This is a genomic window from Bacteroides zhangwenhongii (assembly GCF_009193325.2).
Classification (GTDB): Bacteria; Bacteroidota; Bacteroidia; order Bacteroidales; family Bacteroidaceae; genus Bacteroides; species Bacteroides zhangwenhongii.
On sequence record NZ_CP059856.1, the window covers coordinates 1813094 to 1830590 of the forward strand.

Here is a 17497-nt window from a genome sequence, read left to right on the forward strand (position 1 = left end):
GTGTAATCTGTGGTGAGTATTAAATCAAAAGAAAAAAGAAATGGAAAAAAGACCGAGAAGAACTCCCGCTGAAAAGGCACGTGCTCAATATACCAACTATGCAGTCAAGGAACCGATGGAACTTATGGAGTTTCTGGCTGCCAAAATGCCGGATGCAAGTCGTACCAAACTGAAATCATTACTCAGTAAAAGGGTCGTATTCGTTGATAATGTAATCACTACGCAGTTCAACTTCCCGTTACAGCCGGGTATGAAGGTGCAGATCAGCAAAGAAAAAGGAAAAAAAGAGTTTAATAACAGACTGCTGAAAATTGTATATGAGGACGCTTACATTATTGTGGTCGAGAAGATGCAAGGACTTCTATCCGTCAATACAGAACGTCAGAAAGAACGTACCGCATATACAATACTGAATGAGTATGTACAACGTTCCGGACGCCAGTTCCGCGTGTATATCGTTCATCGGCTGGATAGGGATACTTCCGGCTTAATGATGTTCGCTAAAGATGAAAAGACGCAACGTACACTACGCGACAATTGGCATGATATAGTGACCGATCGCCGGTATGTAGCTGTAGTAGAGGGAAGTATGGAGAAGGATTATGGAACTGTAGAATCGTTTCTTACAGACAGAACTCTCTATGTCAGTTCAAGCCAACAAGATGATGGCGGCGCGTTATCCATCACTCACTATCGCACTATCAAGCGTGCCAATGGGTATTCTTTGATAGAATTGGACTTAGAGACAGGCCGTAAGAATCAAATCCGTGTACATATGCAAGATCTGGGACATCCGATTATCGGAGACGGAAGATATGGTGGTGAAAATACTCCTAACCCTATCGGTCGAATGGCACTTCATGCTTTCAAGCTGTGCTTCTATCATCCCATAACAGGAGATTTGATGGAGTTTGAGACTCCTTATCCGGCAGACTTCAAGAAATTGTTTCTGAAAAAGTAAGAAAGTTTTCACCACAGATTACACAGATTCGCACAGATTATTGCTATTAAAAATACACCATTTAATTTTTAATCTGTGTCAATCCATATAATCTGTGGTGAGTATAACTGCTTTATTTTCGGTATTTAATTTATATCTCATTGCATTTCCAGCGTAAATGGAAATCCCTCCGAGTCTCCAGTCAAATAAAAGATTCCGGTCATCACCCCCCGATAGATATCCACATTGTCCATATAAGAGGTTCCATTTCTACCATAATCCAGTACTAAGTTATTGCTATAGCGATCTTCCCAATACCACTGAAAGCGGAAATGGTCGTATAACTCTCTATTACGAAAAAACTGATACTCTTCACCAAAACCGTCTGGATCAAAAGTAAACTCACTATATAAAATTCGACCGTTACCAGCACTCATACCAACGTCACCTACCCATACCCGGCCAAACATTCGCTCTTCCAAGTCTTCATCATCTTCACACGAAGTAAAGCCGACCAATAAAGTCAGCATAAGTAGAAGCCCCGCATATTTCTTAATCAGTTTCATATCTTTTCTAGTTTATTTCGTTTACAAATACAAAATTAGCATTTTTATTTTACTATATACCACAAGCCATAAGTTTTTCGTACCTTTGCCAAATAATTTAAAATTCTCACATGAAACTTCTTTGGCTTGATTTAAATAGTTCATACGCCCATTCATCTTTGGCATTGCCTGCCTTGCACGCGCAAATAGCAGATGACACCACAGTCGAATGGTGTATGGTCTCCGCAACAATTAATGAAAACACTGGTAACATCGTCAAACAGATCTATCAACACCAACCGGATATTATTGCAGCTACCAATTGGCTATTTAATCATGAGCAACTGTTACACATTGTCTCACGCGCCAAAGCCCTGCTTCCACAATGCTGTATCATACTCGGAGGTCCCGAATTTTTAGGAGACAACAAAGACTTTCTATTCAAGAACAAATTTGTCAACGGAGTGTTTCGGGGAGAGGGAGAAGAAGTATTCCCATTATGGTTAAAGGTGTGGAATCGGCCAAGAAAAGAATGGAAATCAATCACAGGACTCTGTTATCTTGACGAATCGGAAGAATATCAAGACAACGGTATTGCCCGCGTCATGAACTTTTCCGCATTGGTTTCCCCGGAGAGAAGCCGTTTCTTTAATTGGAGCAAACCCTTTGTCCAACTGGAAACGACACGAGGTTGCTTCAATACCTGCGCATTCTGTGTCAGTGGCAGCGAAAAGCCTGTCCGTACCATCCCACTGGAAGCCATTCGCGAACGTTTGGATAATATTCATCAGCATGGTATCAAAAACGTGCGTGTACTCGACCGTACGTTCAATTATAACAACAAAAGAGCCAAAGACCTCTTGAATCTTTTCTGTGAATATCCGGATATCCGTTTCCACCTGGAAATTCACCCGGCACTCCTTTCCGAAGAGTTAAAGAATGAACTGGCTGCTTTACCCGATGGTTTATTGCATTTGGAAGCTGGCATTCAAAGTTTGCGGGAACCTGTTTTGGAACAAAGCCGCCGTATCGGAAAACTATCCGACGCCCTTGAAGGATTAAAATACCTCTGTTCGTTAAAGAACATGGAAACCCATGCCGATCTGATAGCAGGTCTCCCCCTCTATCATCTGACAGAAATATTTGAAGATGTCCGTACACTTGCAGAATATGGCGCAGGGGAAATACAACTGGAATCATTAAAGTTACTTCCGGGCACAGAAATGCGAAGAAGAGCAGGAGAATTGGGTATTCAATATTCTCCGCTTCCCCCATACGAAGTATTGCAAACCCGTGAAATCTCAGTAGAAGAATTACAAACAGCCCACTATCTGTCCCGTCTTTTGGATGGATTCTATAATACTCCCACCTGGCGGACAATCACACGGACATTAATTCTAGAGAATCCTCATTTCCTACATGAGCTACTTGATCATTTAGTTCGGACAGACGTCATAGACACCCCTCTAAGTCTGGAAAGAAGAGGATTAATCTTATATGATTTCTGTAAAAAGCATTATCCCGGTTATCTGACACAAGTCAGTATCGCATGGATAGAGGCCGGTATGTCATTAAAGAAAGCTCCGGCGGAAAAAGTAAGGACCAAACGCCAAGTCCCACCCGAGAAATGGGAAATAGTATACGGAACTTATCGTGAGAATTTACGGCTATGTTTCCTCCCCACTGATGAAGCAGAACATGGCTATTGGTTTGGATTCGAATCGGAGGTTCAGAAGATACAACCCGTATTTAAGGCAAAAAATTAATAACAACGGGCAACCGGATAATCGACTCTGTAAACTCGATCGAAGAAAGGAATCCATTCATTCTCAGCAATGCCAAGCTGCAAGCCATAAAAATGTGTATCCGCCTTTCTATATTCCAATATCCGGTCAGTCAACTTCGGTGAGGGAAGCGGTATTTTAAAATCAGTAATCCATAAAACATCCGCATTCATATACTCTTTCTTCGATTGAAGTAAGTCGAAAGTAGCTTTCAACATCCGGGTGGCATCCGTGTCCCCGCAAGAGGTGGTAGAAAAGAAATCAAGCAAACGGGCCCGTTCCTTGCGGACATCAATCGGACATATCGAAACAGAAAAAGCGATCAGGAAACAAGGACGGCGTTGCCTGTCGGCTATTTCCAATAGTTTCACCAACAAAGAACAAGCTATTTTCTCCGGAATACCTACCATGCTTCCGGAAGTATCCAGACAAACAATCATCGGCCCTTTATGAACAGCCGGTTTGGTTTCCAACGAACGGGCAGGCTGCATAATCTCGGACTTATAGCGGAACGTCTGGAGCTTTCGGGTGACATATTTATAAATAAACAAACTCTCCAAATCATCATCAGCACAATGCACCATCTCCGTAGGCAATAAAGCATTCAAGTCATTACCGACAGTAACTCCTTGAATATCATTTTTAGAGGAATGTTCCAACCGATACACATCCCCTTGTCCCACGTGCAGTCGTTCCCTTCCCTCATCATCGGCAGTACGCCCCATCAAGTTTGCTATTTTAATGATCTCCGGATATTCCTTCTGCATACGCACCACTTTACGGATCCGCTCAAAGTCAACCGTATTCCACATCCCGCTCATCAGTCCCCATGCCTGAAAGAATTCATCTTTTTCCACCTCATGCCGTCTAAGATATTCAGGAATATTCTTGAGATTGGCGTGCAACCTATTTTCCAGACTCTCTTTCCTCTGGTCTATCTCCTTCTTTTTCTGTTCCTGCAGATTACGTTTGAAAGCCTCCTCCCAATCTTCCACCATCCGTTCCCAAAGTTCATCATCGCCATACTTTTCCTCCTCATTCCCGAACTGGCTTTTATAAAAGGAACTACCAAAACCCATTGTCTCGTATTTGTCCGATACTTGCTGAAGCAAAGCCTGCCATCCGTCTTTCCGCCTGGCTATCGACCATTCCAACGTTTGCTTCATTCCATTCTGCTCCGATTGGCTTTTTTGCAGGTTATACTTTTCCTTTTCCAGATTCAAATGAATGAACAGGCTCATCATGTCATAAAAGATACGGGCACACACTTCATCAGTCAGCACTTGTATCTTTATCATCGGATCATTCATGATAGACAACAAATACGCATACAAAGGTTCATCATCTGTATCACTGCACTCACCGGTTGCCACATATTGATCCAGCACCCGGATATAAAAGGAAGCGTCATATTTAGGATTCATCGCCGTACCGCAATTTACGTACATCCACACGTGCCCAAGCTATCTCCTTACGCACCAGAGCCACATACTTCCCCACCTCTGTTTTATCCTCTTCGGATATAAACATATTTCCCTGCAATTCTCTAAACAGTTTTTCGACGGCAGCATTCACCGTTTCCAACTCCTGCTCATAATCACGGTCGGTAAGTGTTACATTCCCCAGCCAGAGTTGCTGTTGCTCTCCTCTTTGCAGCCGACGCATCGGGAAACGTACCCCGTTAATATACAGATTCCTGTCATCCCGATACAGCGTCACCCTTTCAGCTCCTTGCTCTCCCAGCTTGGCAGTACCCGAAAAGACACGTATAATCGTCTGCTTCGGATTCTGAGGATCGGCATACATCATCCCTGTTGCCGGTGCATTTTTCGGATTATATTCCTTCAGATTCCGATAATCCACAATGAAGATATAAGTATTTCCCGTACCATGATTTTCAACCTGGTAATAGAAATGATCGACAATCAACAGGTCATCATCCCTGCGGTCGCCTTGTTTTCGTGCCTTCTCCAACGCTTCACGCACACGACTCACTTTCAAATCCGATTTTAAGGCCCGGCTAATCGATGAAATTTCCTTAACATAAGAGGCAAACAAACTACGGATTACTATCTGGCGTATGTCCGTACGCTCATCCGGCTCACTCCACAAGCAATGATAAACAGGCAACAAATCCGGCAAAGTGACTTCCGTACGCCCATGTACAAAAGCCGAAGCCTTCAGAAGCCGTACTATATTCTTCCAACGGCGGTCGCTCACATAGACATTACGATGAACTTCCGAACCTTGTACTTCCACTTTTCCCAATCCCTGACGAATCTCCGTTATACACGCCAGAATTGTCATAGGTACTGTCACCCGGACTATTTCTTCCTGCCACAAGCGATATTCTTCATTCGTTATCTGCCATTTCCCGACTTCATCGTTTTCTTCCACTTCTTCATCCAGCAACATCTGATAAAATGTCTCTTCCCGCTTCACACAAGTACTGATGACGCGAATCAGAAAACGATCCCACAAAGCGTCGAGCCCTTCTCCCTGAGCAGGAAGCTCATTACTGGCGGCAACGAGCAGTTTCAACGGCAACTTGATTTCCGTATTTCCATTTCTAAAAAGTTTCTCATTAATAACCGTTAGCAGTGTATTCTGTATCGCCGGTCCCGCTTTCCATATCTCATCCAGAAATACAACATCCGCTGTCGGCAGATAACCGTCAACCACGCGTTCGTACGTATCCGATTCTTTCAGACGGCTAATGCTTACCGGACCAAAGATCTCATCAGGAGTACTGAACCGTGACATCAGATATTCAAACGCCCGGGCATTTACAAAAGCTTTCTTCAACCGCCGAGCCACCATAGATTTGGCTACTCCGGGAGGGCCCAACAGTAAGATACTCTCTCCCGCCAAAGCGGCAAGCAAAGACAACCCTACTTCCACTTCCTTCTCATATACACCCCGATTCATCTCTTCCAGCAAAAGACTGATACGTTCCTTTATTTCCATCCTTTTATCTTTCATTCCGATTCTATTTTCCAATCAAACTCCAAAAGTAGTACTTATTCGCCAAAGAAAAACAGATTGCAGATAAAATAAACTAATGCCCTTTCATTCAAAAATCCAATTCAATACCTAATGCACGTGCTATGCGAATGAAACTCGATAACTGTAATCGACTTCACCTTTTTCTACACGAGCAATATAACTTTATTCTTTACCGATTTTTTGCGCTAACTGTTTCTGAGTTAACTTAGGAGCCTTACGTCTATCCCGAAGTATATCTCCATAATACCATGCCAACATTTTTTCATTGAAAGCGTCACGGGTTGGTGTACCATGTTCCCCGTATTTTTCATCAAGTAACTGGTTGGTTGTCTTGAATTTTGCTAATTTTTTTTCATCTAACTGTATCATAACACTAAATCTTTTAAACACAGAAACACGCATTTCATACAAGTCCGTTCCATCTGTCAGTTGGCAAATGTCAATCAAGTGGCAGGAAAAGAATATCACTTTCTCTTAATCTTTGAAGATACATACGGAAAAGAATATCCGGAATATAATAACTGCTATCTTCCATTGTCAACAGATCCAATTCCATCAATTTACGACTCGCCGCCTGAACGGCACTACTAGATGTCAAAGCATATTTACGAATAAAAGAAGCACTCATTATTTTTTGGGCTTTTCCTTCTGTGGCAATCGCATACAAAAGTTCTTTCTGCCGTTCGGGGATTCGGGATAATATCTGGCGATAACCATCACCGGCCTCTTCCAAAATCTCATCAATTGTTTGTCTCAATATATCTATTGTACATACACCGCCAGCTGAAGTATTTATAAAAGCTTCATGAAAAGTCTTCTGCATATAATAAGTGTTCCCGCCAAACAGTCCGTATATCCTCAATACATCCTTCTCATGGATATCCCGTTCATACGCCCTGAACCATTTACAGACAAAAGGTATATATTCTTCTGTCGAAATAGGATGTAACTCCATTATCGACGTACTGTTATAAAAAGGTCTGGCTGAAGAAAGAAACATCTCCGTAACAAGATGGCGTTCACTACCGGCAAAGATAAAATGTACATTGGAAAGATGCTGGATATGCGAACGAAGTAGTGCCTCAATATTATCTTCCGGATACTTAGTAATCTGCTGAAATTCGTCAAAAGCCACAATACACGGTCTGTCCGCCTTTTCCAAAGAAGTAAAGATCTCGGCCAATGTAAATTCCGGATGACTGATATCCCCCAGCTCCAGGCTAAAAGTCGGAGTGGCAGTGATGGGATCAAAACCAAACTTCGCATTAATAGATCTCAATCCCTGCACCAATGCCATAAATGCCTTCCTACTTTTAGTATTCAACGTTTCAAAAACTTTTTGCCCGAAAAGGTAAGTGAATTCACGTAAACTGGATGTATGCAGGATATCTATATAAAAGGTATAATAATTATCAGCAATTTCAGGCTTGTCATAACAAAAACGAACCAACTTGGATTTTCCCATACGTCTCGGTGAAATCATACATAGATTTCCACCATTAGACAAGGTGCGAATGACTTTTTTCGATTCTTCACGCCTGTCACAGAAATATTTCTCCGGAATATTACCGGTAATAATAAAAGGGTTTTCCATTATTCATATATTTAATGAACACAAATATAATTATTACATTCGTATTATACAAATCGTATAATACAAATTCAATAAAATCGACTCTCACCACCGAGCCTGAAAAGTTTTAAAAGCCCAAAAGCTACATCTTCCATTAAATCTCGTACCTTTGCTGTCGATTTTAAATATCATATAATAATGAAGAACTTTATCAAGGGATTCCGGTTTACTCCCTCCAATTATCCGGCTGCAGTAGAAGAGAAAATACAGAAATACAGAAAACAAGGATACAAACTTCCGCCACGTAAGGTACTCCGTACCCCCGAGCAACTGGAAGGGATTCGTGAAAGCGCAAAAATCAATACAGCGTTGCTGGACTATATTTCGGAGAATATCCGTGAAGGGATGTCCACAGAAGAGATCGATGTGATGGTGTATGACTTCACAACCGCCCACGGAGCTATTCCCGCACCGCTCAACTATGAAGGATTTCCCAAAAGCGTCTGCACAAGTATCAATGATGTAGTGTGTCATGGGATACCCAACAAGCACGAGATTCTCAGAAGCGGTGATATTATCAACGTAGACGTTTCTACCATTTACAAAGGATATTTCTCCGATGCATCCCGGATGTTTATGATTGGAGAGGTCAGCCCTGAAATGCGCAAATTGGTTCAAGTGACCAAAGAATGTATGGAAATAGGTATTGCGGCCGCACAACCCTGGAAGCAATTGGGAGATGTAGGCGCAGCTATCCAAGCGCATGCCGAGAAGAACGGATTCAGTGTGGTACGTGATCTTTGCGGACATGGCGTAGGGATGAAGTTCCATGAAGAGCCGGATGTAGAACATTTCGGACGGCGAGGCACGGGCATGATGATCGTGCCGGGAATGACTTTTACCATCGAACCGATGATCAACATGGGAACTTACGAAGTATTCGTAGACGAAGCCGACGGATGGACAGTCTGCACGGACGACGGACTGCCTTCCGCCCAATGGGAAAACATGATTTTGATTACTGAAACCGGAAACGAAATTCTTACATATTGATGGAACTGATTCTACTCATTGCGATTGCCATATTAGTGACAGTCCTGCTGGTACTGGCTCTGACGAAAGGCAACAATCAAACGCAAGCGGAACAATTACAGATAGCCCTACGCCAACAAATGCAAGAGAACCGGGAGGAACTGAACCGCAGTATCCGGGAACTCCGCATGGAAATGACGCAGACGCTCAACCAGAATATGCAGCAACTTCAAGACGTTCTGCACAAAAACATGATGACTACCGGAGAACTGCAACGGCAAAAGTTCGACATGATGGCCCGCCAGCAGGAAACGTTAATAAAATCCACCGAGAAACGTTTGGATGATATGCGTCTGATGGTGGAGGAGAAACTGCAAAAAACACTGAACGAACGAATTGGGCAATCCTTCGAGATAGTCCGTTCGCAACTGGAGAATGTGCAGAAAGGGCTGGGAGAAATGAAATCTCTCGCCCAAGATGTAGGCGGACTGAAAAAGGTATTGAGTAATGTGAAAATGCGGGGCACATTCGGAGAAGTCCAACTGGGTGCTTTATTGGAACAGATGATGAGTCCGGAACAGTACGACGCCAATGTCAAAACAAAAAAGAGCGGAACAGAATTCGTCGAGTTTGCCATTAAACTTCCGGGAAAAGATGACGCCAACAGCACTGTTTACCTCCCGATTGACGCTAAATTCCCCAAAGATATTTACGAACAATATTATGATGCATTCGAGGCCGGAGATACCGCACTGATGGAGTCATCCGGCAAGCAACTGGAAAATACGATCAAGAAGATGGCAAAAGATATTCATGACAAATATGTGGACCCGCCTTTCACTACGGACTTTGCCATCATGTTTTTGCCATTCGAAAGTATCTACGCTGAGGTTATCCGCCGCACCAGCCTCGTAGAGACACTCCAGAAAGAATATAAAATTGTAGTGACCGGACCGACGACATTAGGCGCTATCCTCAACAGTCTGCAAATGGGCTTCCGCACCCTGGCGATCCAAAAGCGTACCGGAGAAGTGTGGACTGTGTTGGGAGCTGTCAAGACAGAATTCGGCAAGTTCGGAGGACTACTTGAAAAGGTACAAAAGAACCTCCAAAGTGCCGGCGACCAACTGGAAGAAGTGATGGGGAAACGGACACGTGCCATTGAACGCAAACTACGGCAAGTGGAACAGTTACCCCATGAAGAAAGCCGGAAAATTCTACCTATTGACGGAATAGAAGAAGAGGAAGAATAATCTCACAGGCTATCAGAGTTGCATTACGGATATAATCATCAGAATATGTTTGTCAAGAACGAATCGTTGTGTCCTTTGTCGTAACGGAACGCAGCGCCAGGTTTTTCACCCAAAGCACAAAGATTCCTGTCAAAATAAGGTTCAAGACCAAAGTCAATACTGAAATCACCAATGCCGGACCTCCCAGATTATATCCTAATGCTATGAAAATAATCCCCGCTCCCACTTCGCCACGGGTAAACATACCGATCGAAAGAGCCAACCGCTCACTCAACTTCCGGTCGCGATAAAAGAACATCGGACAAAGTTTTCCCAGATTTGACAGCAAAGAAACCATCACGACATGGAATAGAATCATTCCCCACGACATCATTTCCTGCGAACCGGTCACCGAATGTGTACCGGCATGAGTCTCCGCAAAGTTCACTCCGATAAAATGAGGCATACTCATCCCCACCAGGAACATAAACAGAAAGGAGATTCCCGTAGCAACCGACCGTTCAACCGGTGTATCATGTTCTTTATGCTTCATGATCATTCCCAGGACAAATGCCGGCAAAAGCACTTCGATATGAATGCTTCCCGCTTCTCCGTATAGTTCCTTGCTGCCCAAATAAAGTATCTGAGTAGCCAGAAATATAATAACAGAATAAAAGAGGATAGCCTTCCAATCCTGCCGCCAATCATATTTATTCAATCGCTGCCAACCGATAGACAGCAATAGAAACACAATCACCACTACAATAATCAACTGCCAGCGCAAACCGATCATCATAATCTGAAGAGGAATCATCAGGATAATCGTGTCCAGATCATCGAAGATAGCCAATACCTGTATTTTCTTATAAATCCAACTGGATTTCAATCCGATAGCAGCCAGCATTGTAAATAAGATACCCGCAGAGGTAGGGGCGGCAAAACGGCTTAGCAACAGATTCTCTTTCCATGCCTCCCAGCTATTCCAGTAATCGGGCGGAAGTAATATGAACACATAATAAATAGCAATCATAAACCAAGGGAGAGCAGCCGTCGCCATCGCTATAAAATAATCTTCGGCATAACTTTTCCAACGGGACTTGTCAAGAACGAATTCCCGGCCCACGTTAATCATTATAAAACTAAGACATACATAAAGCAATACGTTAGAAATGGACTTGACAACTCCATACCCCTCTCCTGCTATCATTGGCAGGAATTGTGAAATGACGAGCCCCAACATCAGGAAGCCCGAAAAAGACAGTACTTTTCTCATATTTATAGTTGTTGCTGGTATATTAAAAACTAACCGCAAGTCAATTTGTTCAGCGCATATCTCTGAAAAATTGCTTGCGGCAATGTTTTAATCCAACTTCAGTACGGCAAGGAAGGCCTTCTGAGGAACCTCCACGTTGCCAATCTGCTTCATTCGTTTCTTACCTCTCTTCTGCTTTTCAAGCAGCTTCCGTTTACGGCTTACGTCGCCACCGTAACATTTGGCTGTTACGTCTTTACGGACTGCCTTGATGGTTTCACGCGCTATAATCTTAGCTCCAATAGCCGCCTGGATAGCAATCTCAAACTGTTGGCGGGGAATCAGCTCTTTCAATTTCTCACACATCCGGCGTCCCATATCATAGGCATTGTCGAAATGGATCAACGTAGACAGAGCGTCCACCGGCTCGCCGTTCAGCATAATATCCAGTTTCACCAGCTTGGAAGGTCTGAAACCGTTGGGATGATAGTCAAACGACGCATACCCTTTCGAAATACTCTTCAAACGGTCATAGAAGTCGATCACTATTTCCCCCAAAGGCATATTATAAAAGATCTCCACGCGATTGCCGGAAATATATTCCTGTTTAAGGAGTTCTCCGCGTTTCCCCAGACAAAGCGTCATAATGGGGCCGATATAGTCAGTAGTTGTGATGATGGAAGCCTTGATGTAGGGTTCCTCGATATGATCGATCAATGTCGGGTCGGGCATACCACCGGGATTATGCACCTCCTTCATCTCTCCCTGTTTGTCATATATATTATAAGATACGTTGGGCACGGTAGTGATCACATTCATGTCGAATTCGCGATCAAGCCGTTCCTGCACGATCTCCATGTGGAGCAATCCCAGAAAACCGCAACGGAAACCAAAACCCAATGCCAACGAAGACTCCGGCTGGAAAGTCAAAGAAGCGTCGTTCAACTGCAATTTTTCCAACGAAGCGCGCAAATCTTCAAAATCTTCCGCTTCAATCGGATAAACTCCCGCAAATACCATCGGCTTCACTTCCTCAAATCCGGCGATAGCCTGCGCGCACGGACGGGCCACATGAGTGATGGTATCTCCCACTTTCACCTCTTTTGAAGTTTTAATACCGGAAATAATATACCCTACATCCCCCGTACGAAGCTCATTGCGAGGAACCAGCTCCATCTTCAATACCCCGACCTCGTCAGCGTCATATTCTTTGCCCGTATTGAAAAACTTCACCTTATCCCCTTTCCGAATCACTCCGTTCTCAATCTTGAAATAGGCGATAATACCACGGAAAGAGTTGAATACGGAATCGAAGATCAATGCTTGCAGCGGTGCTTCCTCATCTCCTACCGGATGGGGAATACGTTCGATTACGGCTGCGAGAATCTCTTCCACCCCCATACCCGTCTTACCGGAAGCACGTATGATTTCCTCACGCTTGCAGCCCAGCAATTCGACAATTTCATCTTCCACCTCTTCCGGCATGGCGCTTGCCATATCGCATTTATTGATTACAGGAATAATTTCAAGATCGTGCTCGATAGCCATATACAGGTTGGAAATGGTCTGTGCCTGTACTCCTTGAGATGCATCGACAATCAGCAACGCACCTTCACAGGCTGCGATAGAACGGGACACCTCATAGGAAAAGTCCACGTGTCCCGGAGTATCAATCAAGTTCAGGATATACTTCTCACCCTTATAATTATACTCCATCTGGATGGCATGGCTCTTGATTGTGATACCTCTCTCCTTCTCCAAGTCCATGTCGTCAAGCATCTGCCCTGAAGTCACCTGAATGGTGTTGGTATACTCCAACAAACGGTCGGCCAGAGTTGACTTACCATGATCAATGTGGGCTATAATGCAGAAATTTCGAATATTCTTCATTCTGAATTCTTATTATTTTATCTTTTTCGGTGTGCAAAGATACGTAAATGGCGGAATATAAAAAAATGCGTTGATAACATTATGATAATGTACCAACGCATTTTTTTATTGCTTAAGTGAGTTACTCGCTTAGATCAATTTGATGAAGAGTTCACCTTCAACTTCTTCCACAGAGACTTTGTCTTCTCTCAATAACCAGCCAAGTCCGAGGAACAAATCTTTGTCAACCAATTTAGTTGCTTTCTTCAATTGCTTGGCAGTCATTCCTTCTGTTTCATTCAGTGCATTCCAGATAGTACCTGCAATCACACCTGCTTTTTCTTTCAACATTTGCTTTGAAATTTTAGTTAGACATGCTTTAAATCATCCGGTCTTGAAAGACTTTCAGATTTTATTTCGGGGACAAAGATAGCTATTTTTATGTTATAGAACACTTTATTGAAGGTTTTTTTATTGATTTTGTAAGAATAATGGCTTTTTTCCCTTATTTTGGATGGTTTTCGAGATATTCAGACCAAATTCTCGCCGCTTCTTCCACCATTTTCGCACAAGGACGTTTGCTATAATATTGAGCAGTACGTTCTTCCGGAACATTTGAGGCCGGTTCTTTTTTCTTCAATCCCAACAATTCGCCACAAATCAGCGACCCGTTGCGTTTTTTGAACTCGGCAGCCAATTCCTGGACAACTGCATAATTCGCTGCCTTTCCCTCGCGGTCTGTCGCTTCCGTAGCTCCGGTTTCGAGTCCTGCCACCAGGAACATACCGCAAGCAGCGCCACAAGTTTCGCGCATCCGGCCTATTCCTCCACCAAAGGATGCCCCCATGCGCAGAGCCTGTTCCTGCGTGAATCCGTACATATCTGCAAAGGCTGCCACTACGGACTGTGAACAATTGTATCCGCTTTTAAAAAGCTCTACTGCTTTTTGTACTCTATCTTCCATACTATTGTCTTTTTATTATATTCATCCCGACCCTAAAAACTCAACGGTCAATCTCCAACACCATCGGACAATGATCGGAATGCACCGCCTCATTCAGAATCCGAGCACTCTTCAACCATCGGCGTACCGGCTCGCTGGTCATACAATAATCTATTCGCCAGCCTTTATTTTTGGCACGCGAATTAAAACGGTAGCTCCACCAGGTATACTCCTGTTTTTCCGGATAAAGCAGACGGAAAGAATCAATAAAGCCTGCCGAGAGAAAACGCGTCATCCATTCCCGCTCTTCGGGGAGGAAACCGCTATTCTTCGCATTACGGACAGGATCATGAATATCAATCGGTTCATGGCATATATTATAATCACCGCAAAGAATCAGATTCGGACGTGTCTTCCGCAGCTCTGTCACGTATTTCTGAAAATCCTCCAGCCACACCATCTTGAATGCCTGGCGTTCGTCCCCGCTAGTCCCCGAAGGGTGGTACACGCTTACCACCGACAAATCACCGAAGTCCGCACGGATAAAACGGCCTTCATTATCGTATGCTTCCATTCCCATCCCGTATTCCACGTGGTCAGGTTCTTGCTTGGTCAATATGGCCACTCCGCTATATCCTTTTTTCTGTGCCGAATACAAATACGACTTATAGCCCAATGCTTCAAACACTTCCGCCGGGTATTGATCCGGCTGTAGTTTTGTCTCTTGCAGACAAAGAATATCCAGGTTTTCCTGCGCCAGCCATTCCGGGAAACCTTTGGAGATAGCAGCACGCAAGCCGTTCACATTATAAGTTATAATCTTCATCATTATATATTTATTGATTCACGTTTATTTTAGGAAAACAGAAGCATGATATTCAGTACGGATACAATTATCGCGATAGTATACAGCACAAATGTGCTCCAACGACTATTCACATAATTCCCCATCACCTTCCGGGAAGATGTCAGTCCGACTTGCAGAAAGACCGTGAAAGGCAATTGGATACTAAGTATCATCTGCGAAATAATCAGCCCCTTAAAAGGATCTCCGATAAAGAAAATCAGCAATAAGGCGATTCCTAGCGATAAAAGGACTCCCACTTGCGAGTGACTGTCTTTGATGTGATAAGACTCGCCGAAAATACCGGCAAAGATGGAACCTGCCGCCATCCCGCTTGTAATGGTGGACGAAATGCCCGCCATCAGCAATGCCAAAGCAAATACAATGGCAGCATTGCTGCCCAGCAACGGTTCCAGCAAGGACTTGGCCTGTTGCAGTTCCTCCACTTGAATGCCGCTTTTAAAGAAAGTCGCGGCAGCCAGCAGAATCATGGCACTGTTAATCGCCCAACCGATAATCATTGAGAACAGCGTATCGAACAACTCATATTTCAGTACTTTCTTGATAGATGCATCATCTTTCTTGTTATACTCGTGACTCTGTATCACTTCCGAATGCAAAAACAGGTTATGAGGCATTACCACCGCTCCCAGCACGCTCATGATTATCAGCATACTTCCTTCGGGAAACGAAGGAGTCACCCACCCCGCCGTTGCAGCCGGCCAGTCTATCTGCACCAAGAAAAGCTCATAAATAAACGAAAGTCCGATGACAGACACAAAGGCAATGATGGAACGTTCTATTTTCTTATAGGAATTGGTGAAAAGCATGATGGACACAAAAAGCGTAGTCAGCACAGCTCCCCATACAATAGGAATATCGAACAGCATTTCCAATGCGATGGCTCCACCCAGAATCTCTGCCAGCGAAGTAGAGATGGAAGCCAGCACCGCCGTACCAAGAATAGGACGGGATACCCATTTGGGAGTATATTTGGTGGCAGCTTCCGAAAGGCAAAGTCCGGTGACAATCCCCAAGTGAGCAACATTATGTTGAAGGATGATCAGCATAATCGTGGACAAGGTAACCACCCACAGTAATGAATAGCCGAATTCGGATCCGGCGGCAAAATTAGAAGCCCAGTTTCCGGGATCTATAAATCCGACAGTCACCAGAAGTCCCGGACCAATATATTTGAAAACATCCAGTCCGCCCAGATAGCGTTTATGATCTTTGCGTTTTAAGTCTTGAAAAAGATTCTTCATTGCTGCATAATAGTTTATTCAGTACAAATATACTTATAAATAACGAGTAGAGATCAATTTTGGTTCAAAATACCGACAAATAAGGAAAACGCTACTAACATCAAAAGCCCAAAGCAGTATCATAAAAAAACGCGGATCAACGCAAACTTACACAAAGATTAAATTTAATCTGCGATAATTTGCGTTAATCCGCGTTTCCTATCTTATACTTGAGACCGGATGATATCAATACCCCATCTCATGCAATGCACGGCATAACTGGTCCGGACACGAAGTGGGTCTGCCGCCACAGCGTACTCCTTCAAGTTTACTTATCACGTCCTCCACCTTCATTCCCTTTACCAGGCGCGAAAGACCTTGAAGATTGCCGTTGCATCCTCCCCAAAAGGCCACTTCTTTCACCACTCCATCTTCCACATTCAGTTCGATGTTGGTGCTGCAAGTGCCTTTCGTCTTATAAACATATTCCATGAGCTGTTATTCTTCGCCTTCCGGTTGCATATTGGTATAAACGGTCTGTACGTCGTCAAATTCTTCCAAACGTTCCACCATCTTATCTAATGTCTCACGCTGTTCCGGAGTAACCTCTTTCAGATCGTTCGGGATATAAGTGAAATCTCCACCGACATCTTCGAAACCACATTCCTCCAAATGTTTCTGAATGGCGGCATAGCTCTTAGGATCACCATAGATCGTAATTGTTCCTTCTTCCCTATCTTCATCATATTCATCTTCCACATTATAATCTATCAGGTCAAGAATCAGCTCTTCCATATCCAAGTCCTCTTTCTTCTTGAAAGTGAAAACACACTTATGGTCGAAAAGGAATGCCAAAGAACCCATTGTACCCAAGTTCCCGCCGAATTTGTTGAAAACGGAACGCACGTCCGCTACGGTACGGGTAGGGTTGTCGGTAAGTGTATCTACGAATACAGCTACTCCGTGAGGACCGTATCCCTCATACGTCATGCCCTTATAGTCACTCTGGTCTTTACCCATCGCATTCTTGATGGCACGCTCGATGTTATCCTTCGGCATATTTTCACGCTTACAAGTAGCGATCACCGAACGGAGTGTCGGGTTGTTTTCAGGTTCCGGACCACCTGCCTTTACAGCAATAGCGATTTGTTTACCCAGTCTTGTAAATGTTTTAGCCATGTGGCCCCATCTCTTCAGCTTGGTAGCTTTTCTATATTCAAATGCTCTTCCCAT

At 43.7% G+C, this 17497-nt stretch carries 16 protein-coding genes and 1 pseudogene; 4 read left to right on the plus strand and 13 right to left on the minus strand.

The window, feature by feature from the left end; genetic code table 11:
• Positions 1–40 precede the first annotated feature (40 nt).
• The gene (locus GD630_RS07280; RefSeq protein WP_007752679.1) at positions 41–961 is read left to right on the plus strand and encodes an RluA family pseudouridine synthase; all 921 of its coding nucleotides are present in this window, start codon (positions 41–43) and stop codon (positions 959–961) included.
• Positions 962–1098: 137 nt separating this feature from the next.
• Here the strand turns inward: GD630_RS07280 and GD630_RS07285 are convergent, their stop codons facing one another.
• Entirely contained in the window at positions 1099–1497 is a 399-nt protein-coding gene (locus GD630_RS07285) for a hypothetical protein (RefSeq protein ID WP_394368255.1), read from the minus strand.
• Between the two features lie 119 nt (positions 1498–1616).
• On the opposite strand from GD630_RS07285, the gene GD630_RS07290 reads away from it, so the two are divergent.
• Entirely contained in the window at positions 1617–3251 is a 1635-nt protein-coding gene (locus GD630_RS07290; RefSeq protein ID WP_143865752.1) for a B12-binding domain-containing radical SAM protein, read from the plus strand.
• Here GD630_RS07290 and GD630_RS07295 read toward each other — a convergent pair.
• From GD630_RS07295 to GD630_RS07310, 4 genes and pseudogenes are all read right to left on the minus strand, one after another.
• Positions 3248–4693 carry a vWA domain-containing protein gene (locus tag GD630_RS07295; protein WP_143865750.1) on the minus strand — a complete coding sequence of 482 codons (1446 nt, stop codon included), beginning with the start codon at positions 4691–4693 and terminating at the stop codon, positions 3248–3250. The two genes, GD630_RS07290 and GD630_RS07295, sit on opposite strands and share 4 nt — an antisense overlap.
• Positions 4683–6236 (minus strand): AAA family ATPase, encoded by a 1554-nt coding sequence (locus GD630_RS07300; RefSeq protein WP_143865905.1) that lies wholly within the window; start codon positions 6234–6236, stop codon positions 4683–4685. The genes GD630_RS07295 and GD630_RS07300 overlap by 11 nt, the downstream gene beginning before the upstream one ends.
• Before the next feature lie 106 nt (positions 6237–6342).
• Positions 6343–6644 (minus strand): annotated as a pseudogene (locus GD630_RS07305) (helix-turn-helix domain-containing protein).
• Between the two features lie 70 nt (positions 6645–6714).
• The gene (locus GD630_RS07310) at positions 6715–7869 is read right to left on the minus strand and encodes an AAA family ATPase (RefSeq protein ID WP_143865749.1); all 1155 of its coding nucleotides are present in this window, start codon (positions 7867–7869) and stop codon (positions 6715–6717) included.
• Between the two features lie 177 nt (positions 7870–8046).
• Here GD630_RS07310 and map point away from each other — a divergent pair, with 177 nt between their 5' ends.
• Positions 8047–8901 (plus strand): type I methionyl aminopeptidase, encoded by an 855-nt coding sequence (gene map, locus GD630_RS07315; protein ID WP_007761064.1) that lies wholly within the window; start codon positions 8047–8049, stop codon positions 8899–8901.
• A complete protein-coding gene (locus GD630_RS07320; RefSeq protein ID WP_007752581.1) occupies positions 8901–10133 on the plus strand; it encodes a DNA recombination protein RmuC in 1233 nt (410 codons plus the stop codon). The genes map and GD630_RS07320 overlap by 1 nt, the downstream gene beginning before the upstream one ends.
• A gap of 52 nt (positions 10134–10185) precedes the next feature.
• On the opposite strand, the gene GD630_RS07325 is transcribed toward GD630_RS07320, so the two are convergent.
• From GD630_RS07325 to GD630_RS07360, 8 genes are all read right to left on the minus strand, one after another.
• The gene (locus GD630_RS07325) at positions 10186–11385 is read right to left on the minus strand and encodes a sodium:proton antiporter (RefSeq protein WP_143865747.1); all 1200 of its coding nucleotides are present in this window, start codon (positions 11383–11385) and stop codon (positions 10186–10188) included.
• Between the two features lie 87 nt (positions 11386–11472).
• The gene (lepA, locus tag GD630_RS07330) at positions 11473–13254 is read right to left on the minus strand and encodes a translation elongation factor 4 (RefSeq protein WP_007761071.1); all 1782 of its coding nucleotides are present in this window, start codon (positions 13252–13254) and stop codon (positions 11473–11475) included.
• A 129-nt stretch (positions 13255–13383) separates the two neighbouring features.
• Positions 13384–13584, minus strand: coding sequence for a winged helix-turn-helix domain-containing protein (locus GD630_RS07335; protein WP_004295603.1), 201 nt, complete (start codon positions 13582–13584; stop codon positions 13384–13386).
• A gap of 154 nt (positions 13585–13738) precedes the next feature.
• On the minus strand, positions 13739–14197 hold the full coding sequence (locus tag GD630_RS07340; protein ID WP_143865745.1) for a C-GCAxxG-C-C family protein: 459 nt from the start codon (positions 14195–14197) through the stop codon (positions 13739–13741).
• A 40-nt stretch (positions 14198–14237) separates the two neighbouring features.
• A complete protein-coding gene (locus tag GD630_RS07345) occupies positions 14238–15002 on the minus strand; it encodes an exodeoxyribonuclease III (protein ID WP_143865903.1) in 765 nt (254 codons plus the stop codon).
• A 29-nt stretch (positions 15003–15031) separates the two neighbouring features.
• The gene (locus GD630_RS07350; RefSeq protein ID WP_143865743.1) at positions 15032–16285 is read right to left on the minus strand and encodes an Nramp family divalent metal transporter; all 1254 of its coding nucleotides are present in this window, start codon (positions 16283–16285) and stop codon (positions 15032–15034) included.
• 225 nt (positions 16286–16510) lie between these two features.
• Positions 16511–16756 (minus strand): TIGR03905 family TSCPD domain-containing protein, encoded by a 246-nt coding sequence (locus GD630_RS07355; RefSeq protein ID WP_007752551.1) that lies wholly within the window; start codon positions 16754–16756, stop codon positions 16511–16513.
• A 6-nt stretch (positions 16757–16762) separates the two neighbouring features.
• A complete protein-coding gene (locus GD630_RS07360; RefSeq protein ID WP_143865741.1) occupies positions 16763–17497 on the minus strand; it encodes a YebC/PmpR family DNA-binding transcriptional regulator in 735 nt (244 codons plus the stop codon).

What these genes read in the sequence shown, in the direction of transcription:
- GD630_RS07345 (WP_143865903.1), bottom strand. Translation starts at nt 15,002, where the DNA reads ATGAAGATTATAACTTATAATGTGAACGGCTTGCGTGCTGCTATCTCC.
- GD630_RS07320 (WP_007752581.1), top strand. Translation starts at nt 8,901, where the DNA reads ATGGAACTGATTCTACTCATTGCGATTGCCATATTAGTGACAGTCCTG.
- GD630_RS07340 (WP_143865745.1), bottom strand. Translation starts at nt 14,197, where the DNA reads ATGGAAGATAGAGTACAAAAAGCAGTAGAGCTTTTTAAAAGCGGATAC.
- GD630_RS07295 (WP_143865750.1), bottom strand. Translation starts at nt 4,693, where the DNA reads ATGAATCCTAAATATGACGCTTCCTTTTATATCCGGGTGCTGGATCAA.
- GD630_RS07300 (WP_143865905.1), bottom strand. Translation starts at nt 6,236, where the DNA reads ATGGAAATAAAGGAACGTATCAGTCTTTTGCTGGAAGAGATGAATCGG.
- GD630_RS07360 (WP_143865741.1), bottom strand. Translation starts at nt 17,497, where the DNA reads ATGGGAAGAGCATTTGAATATAGAAAAGCTACCAAGCTGAAGAGATGG.
- GD630_RS07335 (WP_004295603.1), bottom strand. Translation starts at nt 13,584, where the DNA reads ATGTTGAAAGAAAAAGCAGGTGTGATTGCAGGTACTATCTGGAATGCA.
- GD630_RS07350 (WP_143865743.1), bottom strand. Translation starts at nt 16,285, where the DNA reads ATGAAGAATCTTTTTCAAGACTTAAAACGCAAAGATCATAAACGCTAT.
- lepA (WP_007761071.1), bottom strand. Translation starts at nt 13,254, where the DNA reads ATGAAGAATATTCGAAATTTCTGCATTATAGCCCACATTGATCATGGT.
- GD630_RS07310 (WP_143865749.1), bottom strand. Translation starts at nt 7,869, where the DNA reads ATGGAAAACCCTTTTATTATTACCGGTAATATTCCGGAGAAATATTTC.
- GD630_RS07280 (WP_007752679.1), top strand. Translation starts at nt 41, where the DNA reads ATGGAAAAAAGACCGAGAAGAACTCCCGCTGAAAAGGCACGTGCTCAA.
- GD630_RS07355 (WP_007752551.1), bottom strand. Translation starts at nt 16,756, where the DNA reads ATGGAATATGTTTATAAGACGAAAGGCACTTGCAGCACCAACATCGAA.
- GD630_RS07325 (WP_143865747.1), bottom strand. Translation starts at nt 11,385, where the DNA reads ATGAGAAAAGTACTGTCTTTTTCGGGCTTCCTGATGTTGGGGCTCGTC.
- map (WP_007761064.1), top strand. Translation starts at nt 8,047, where the DNA reads ATGAAGAACTTTATCAAGGGATTCCGGTTTACTCCCTCCAATTATCCG.
- GD630_RS07290 (WP_143865752.1), top strand. Translation starts at nt 1,617, where the DNA reads ATGAAACTTCTTTGGCTTGATTTAAATAGTTCATACGCCCATTCATCT.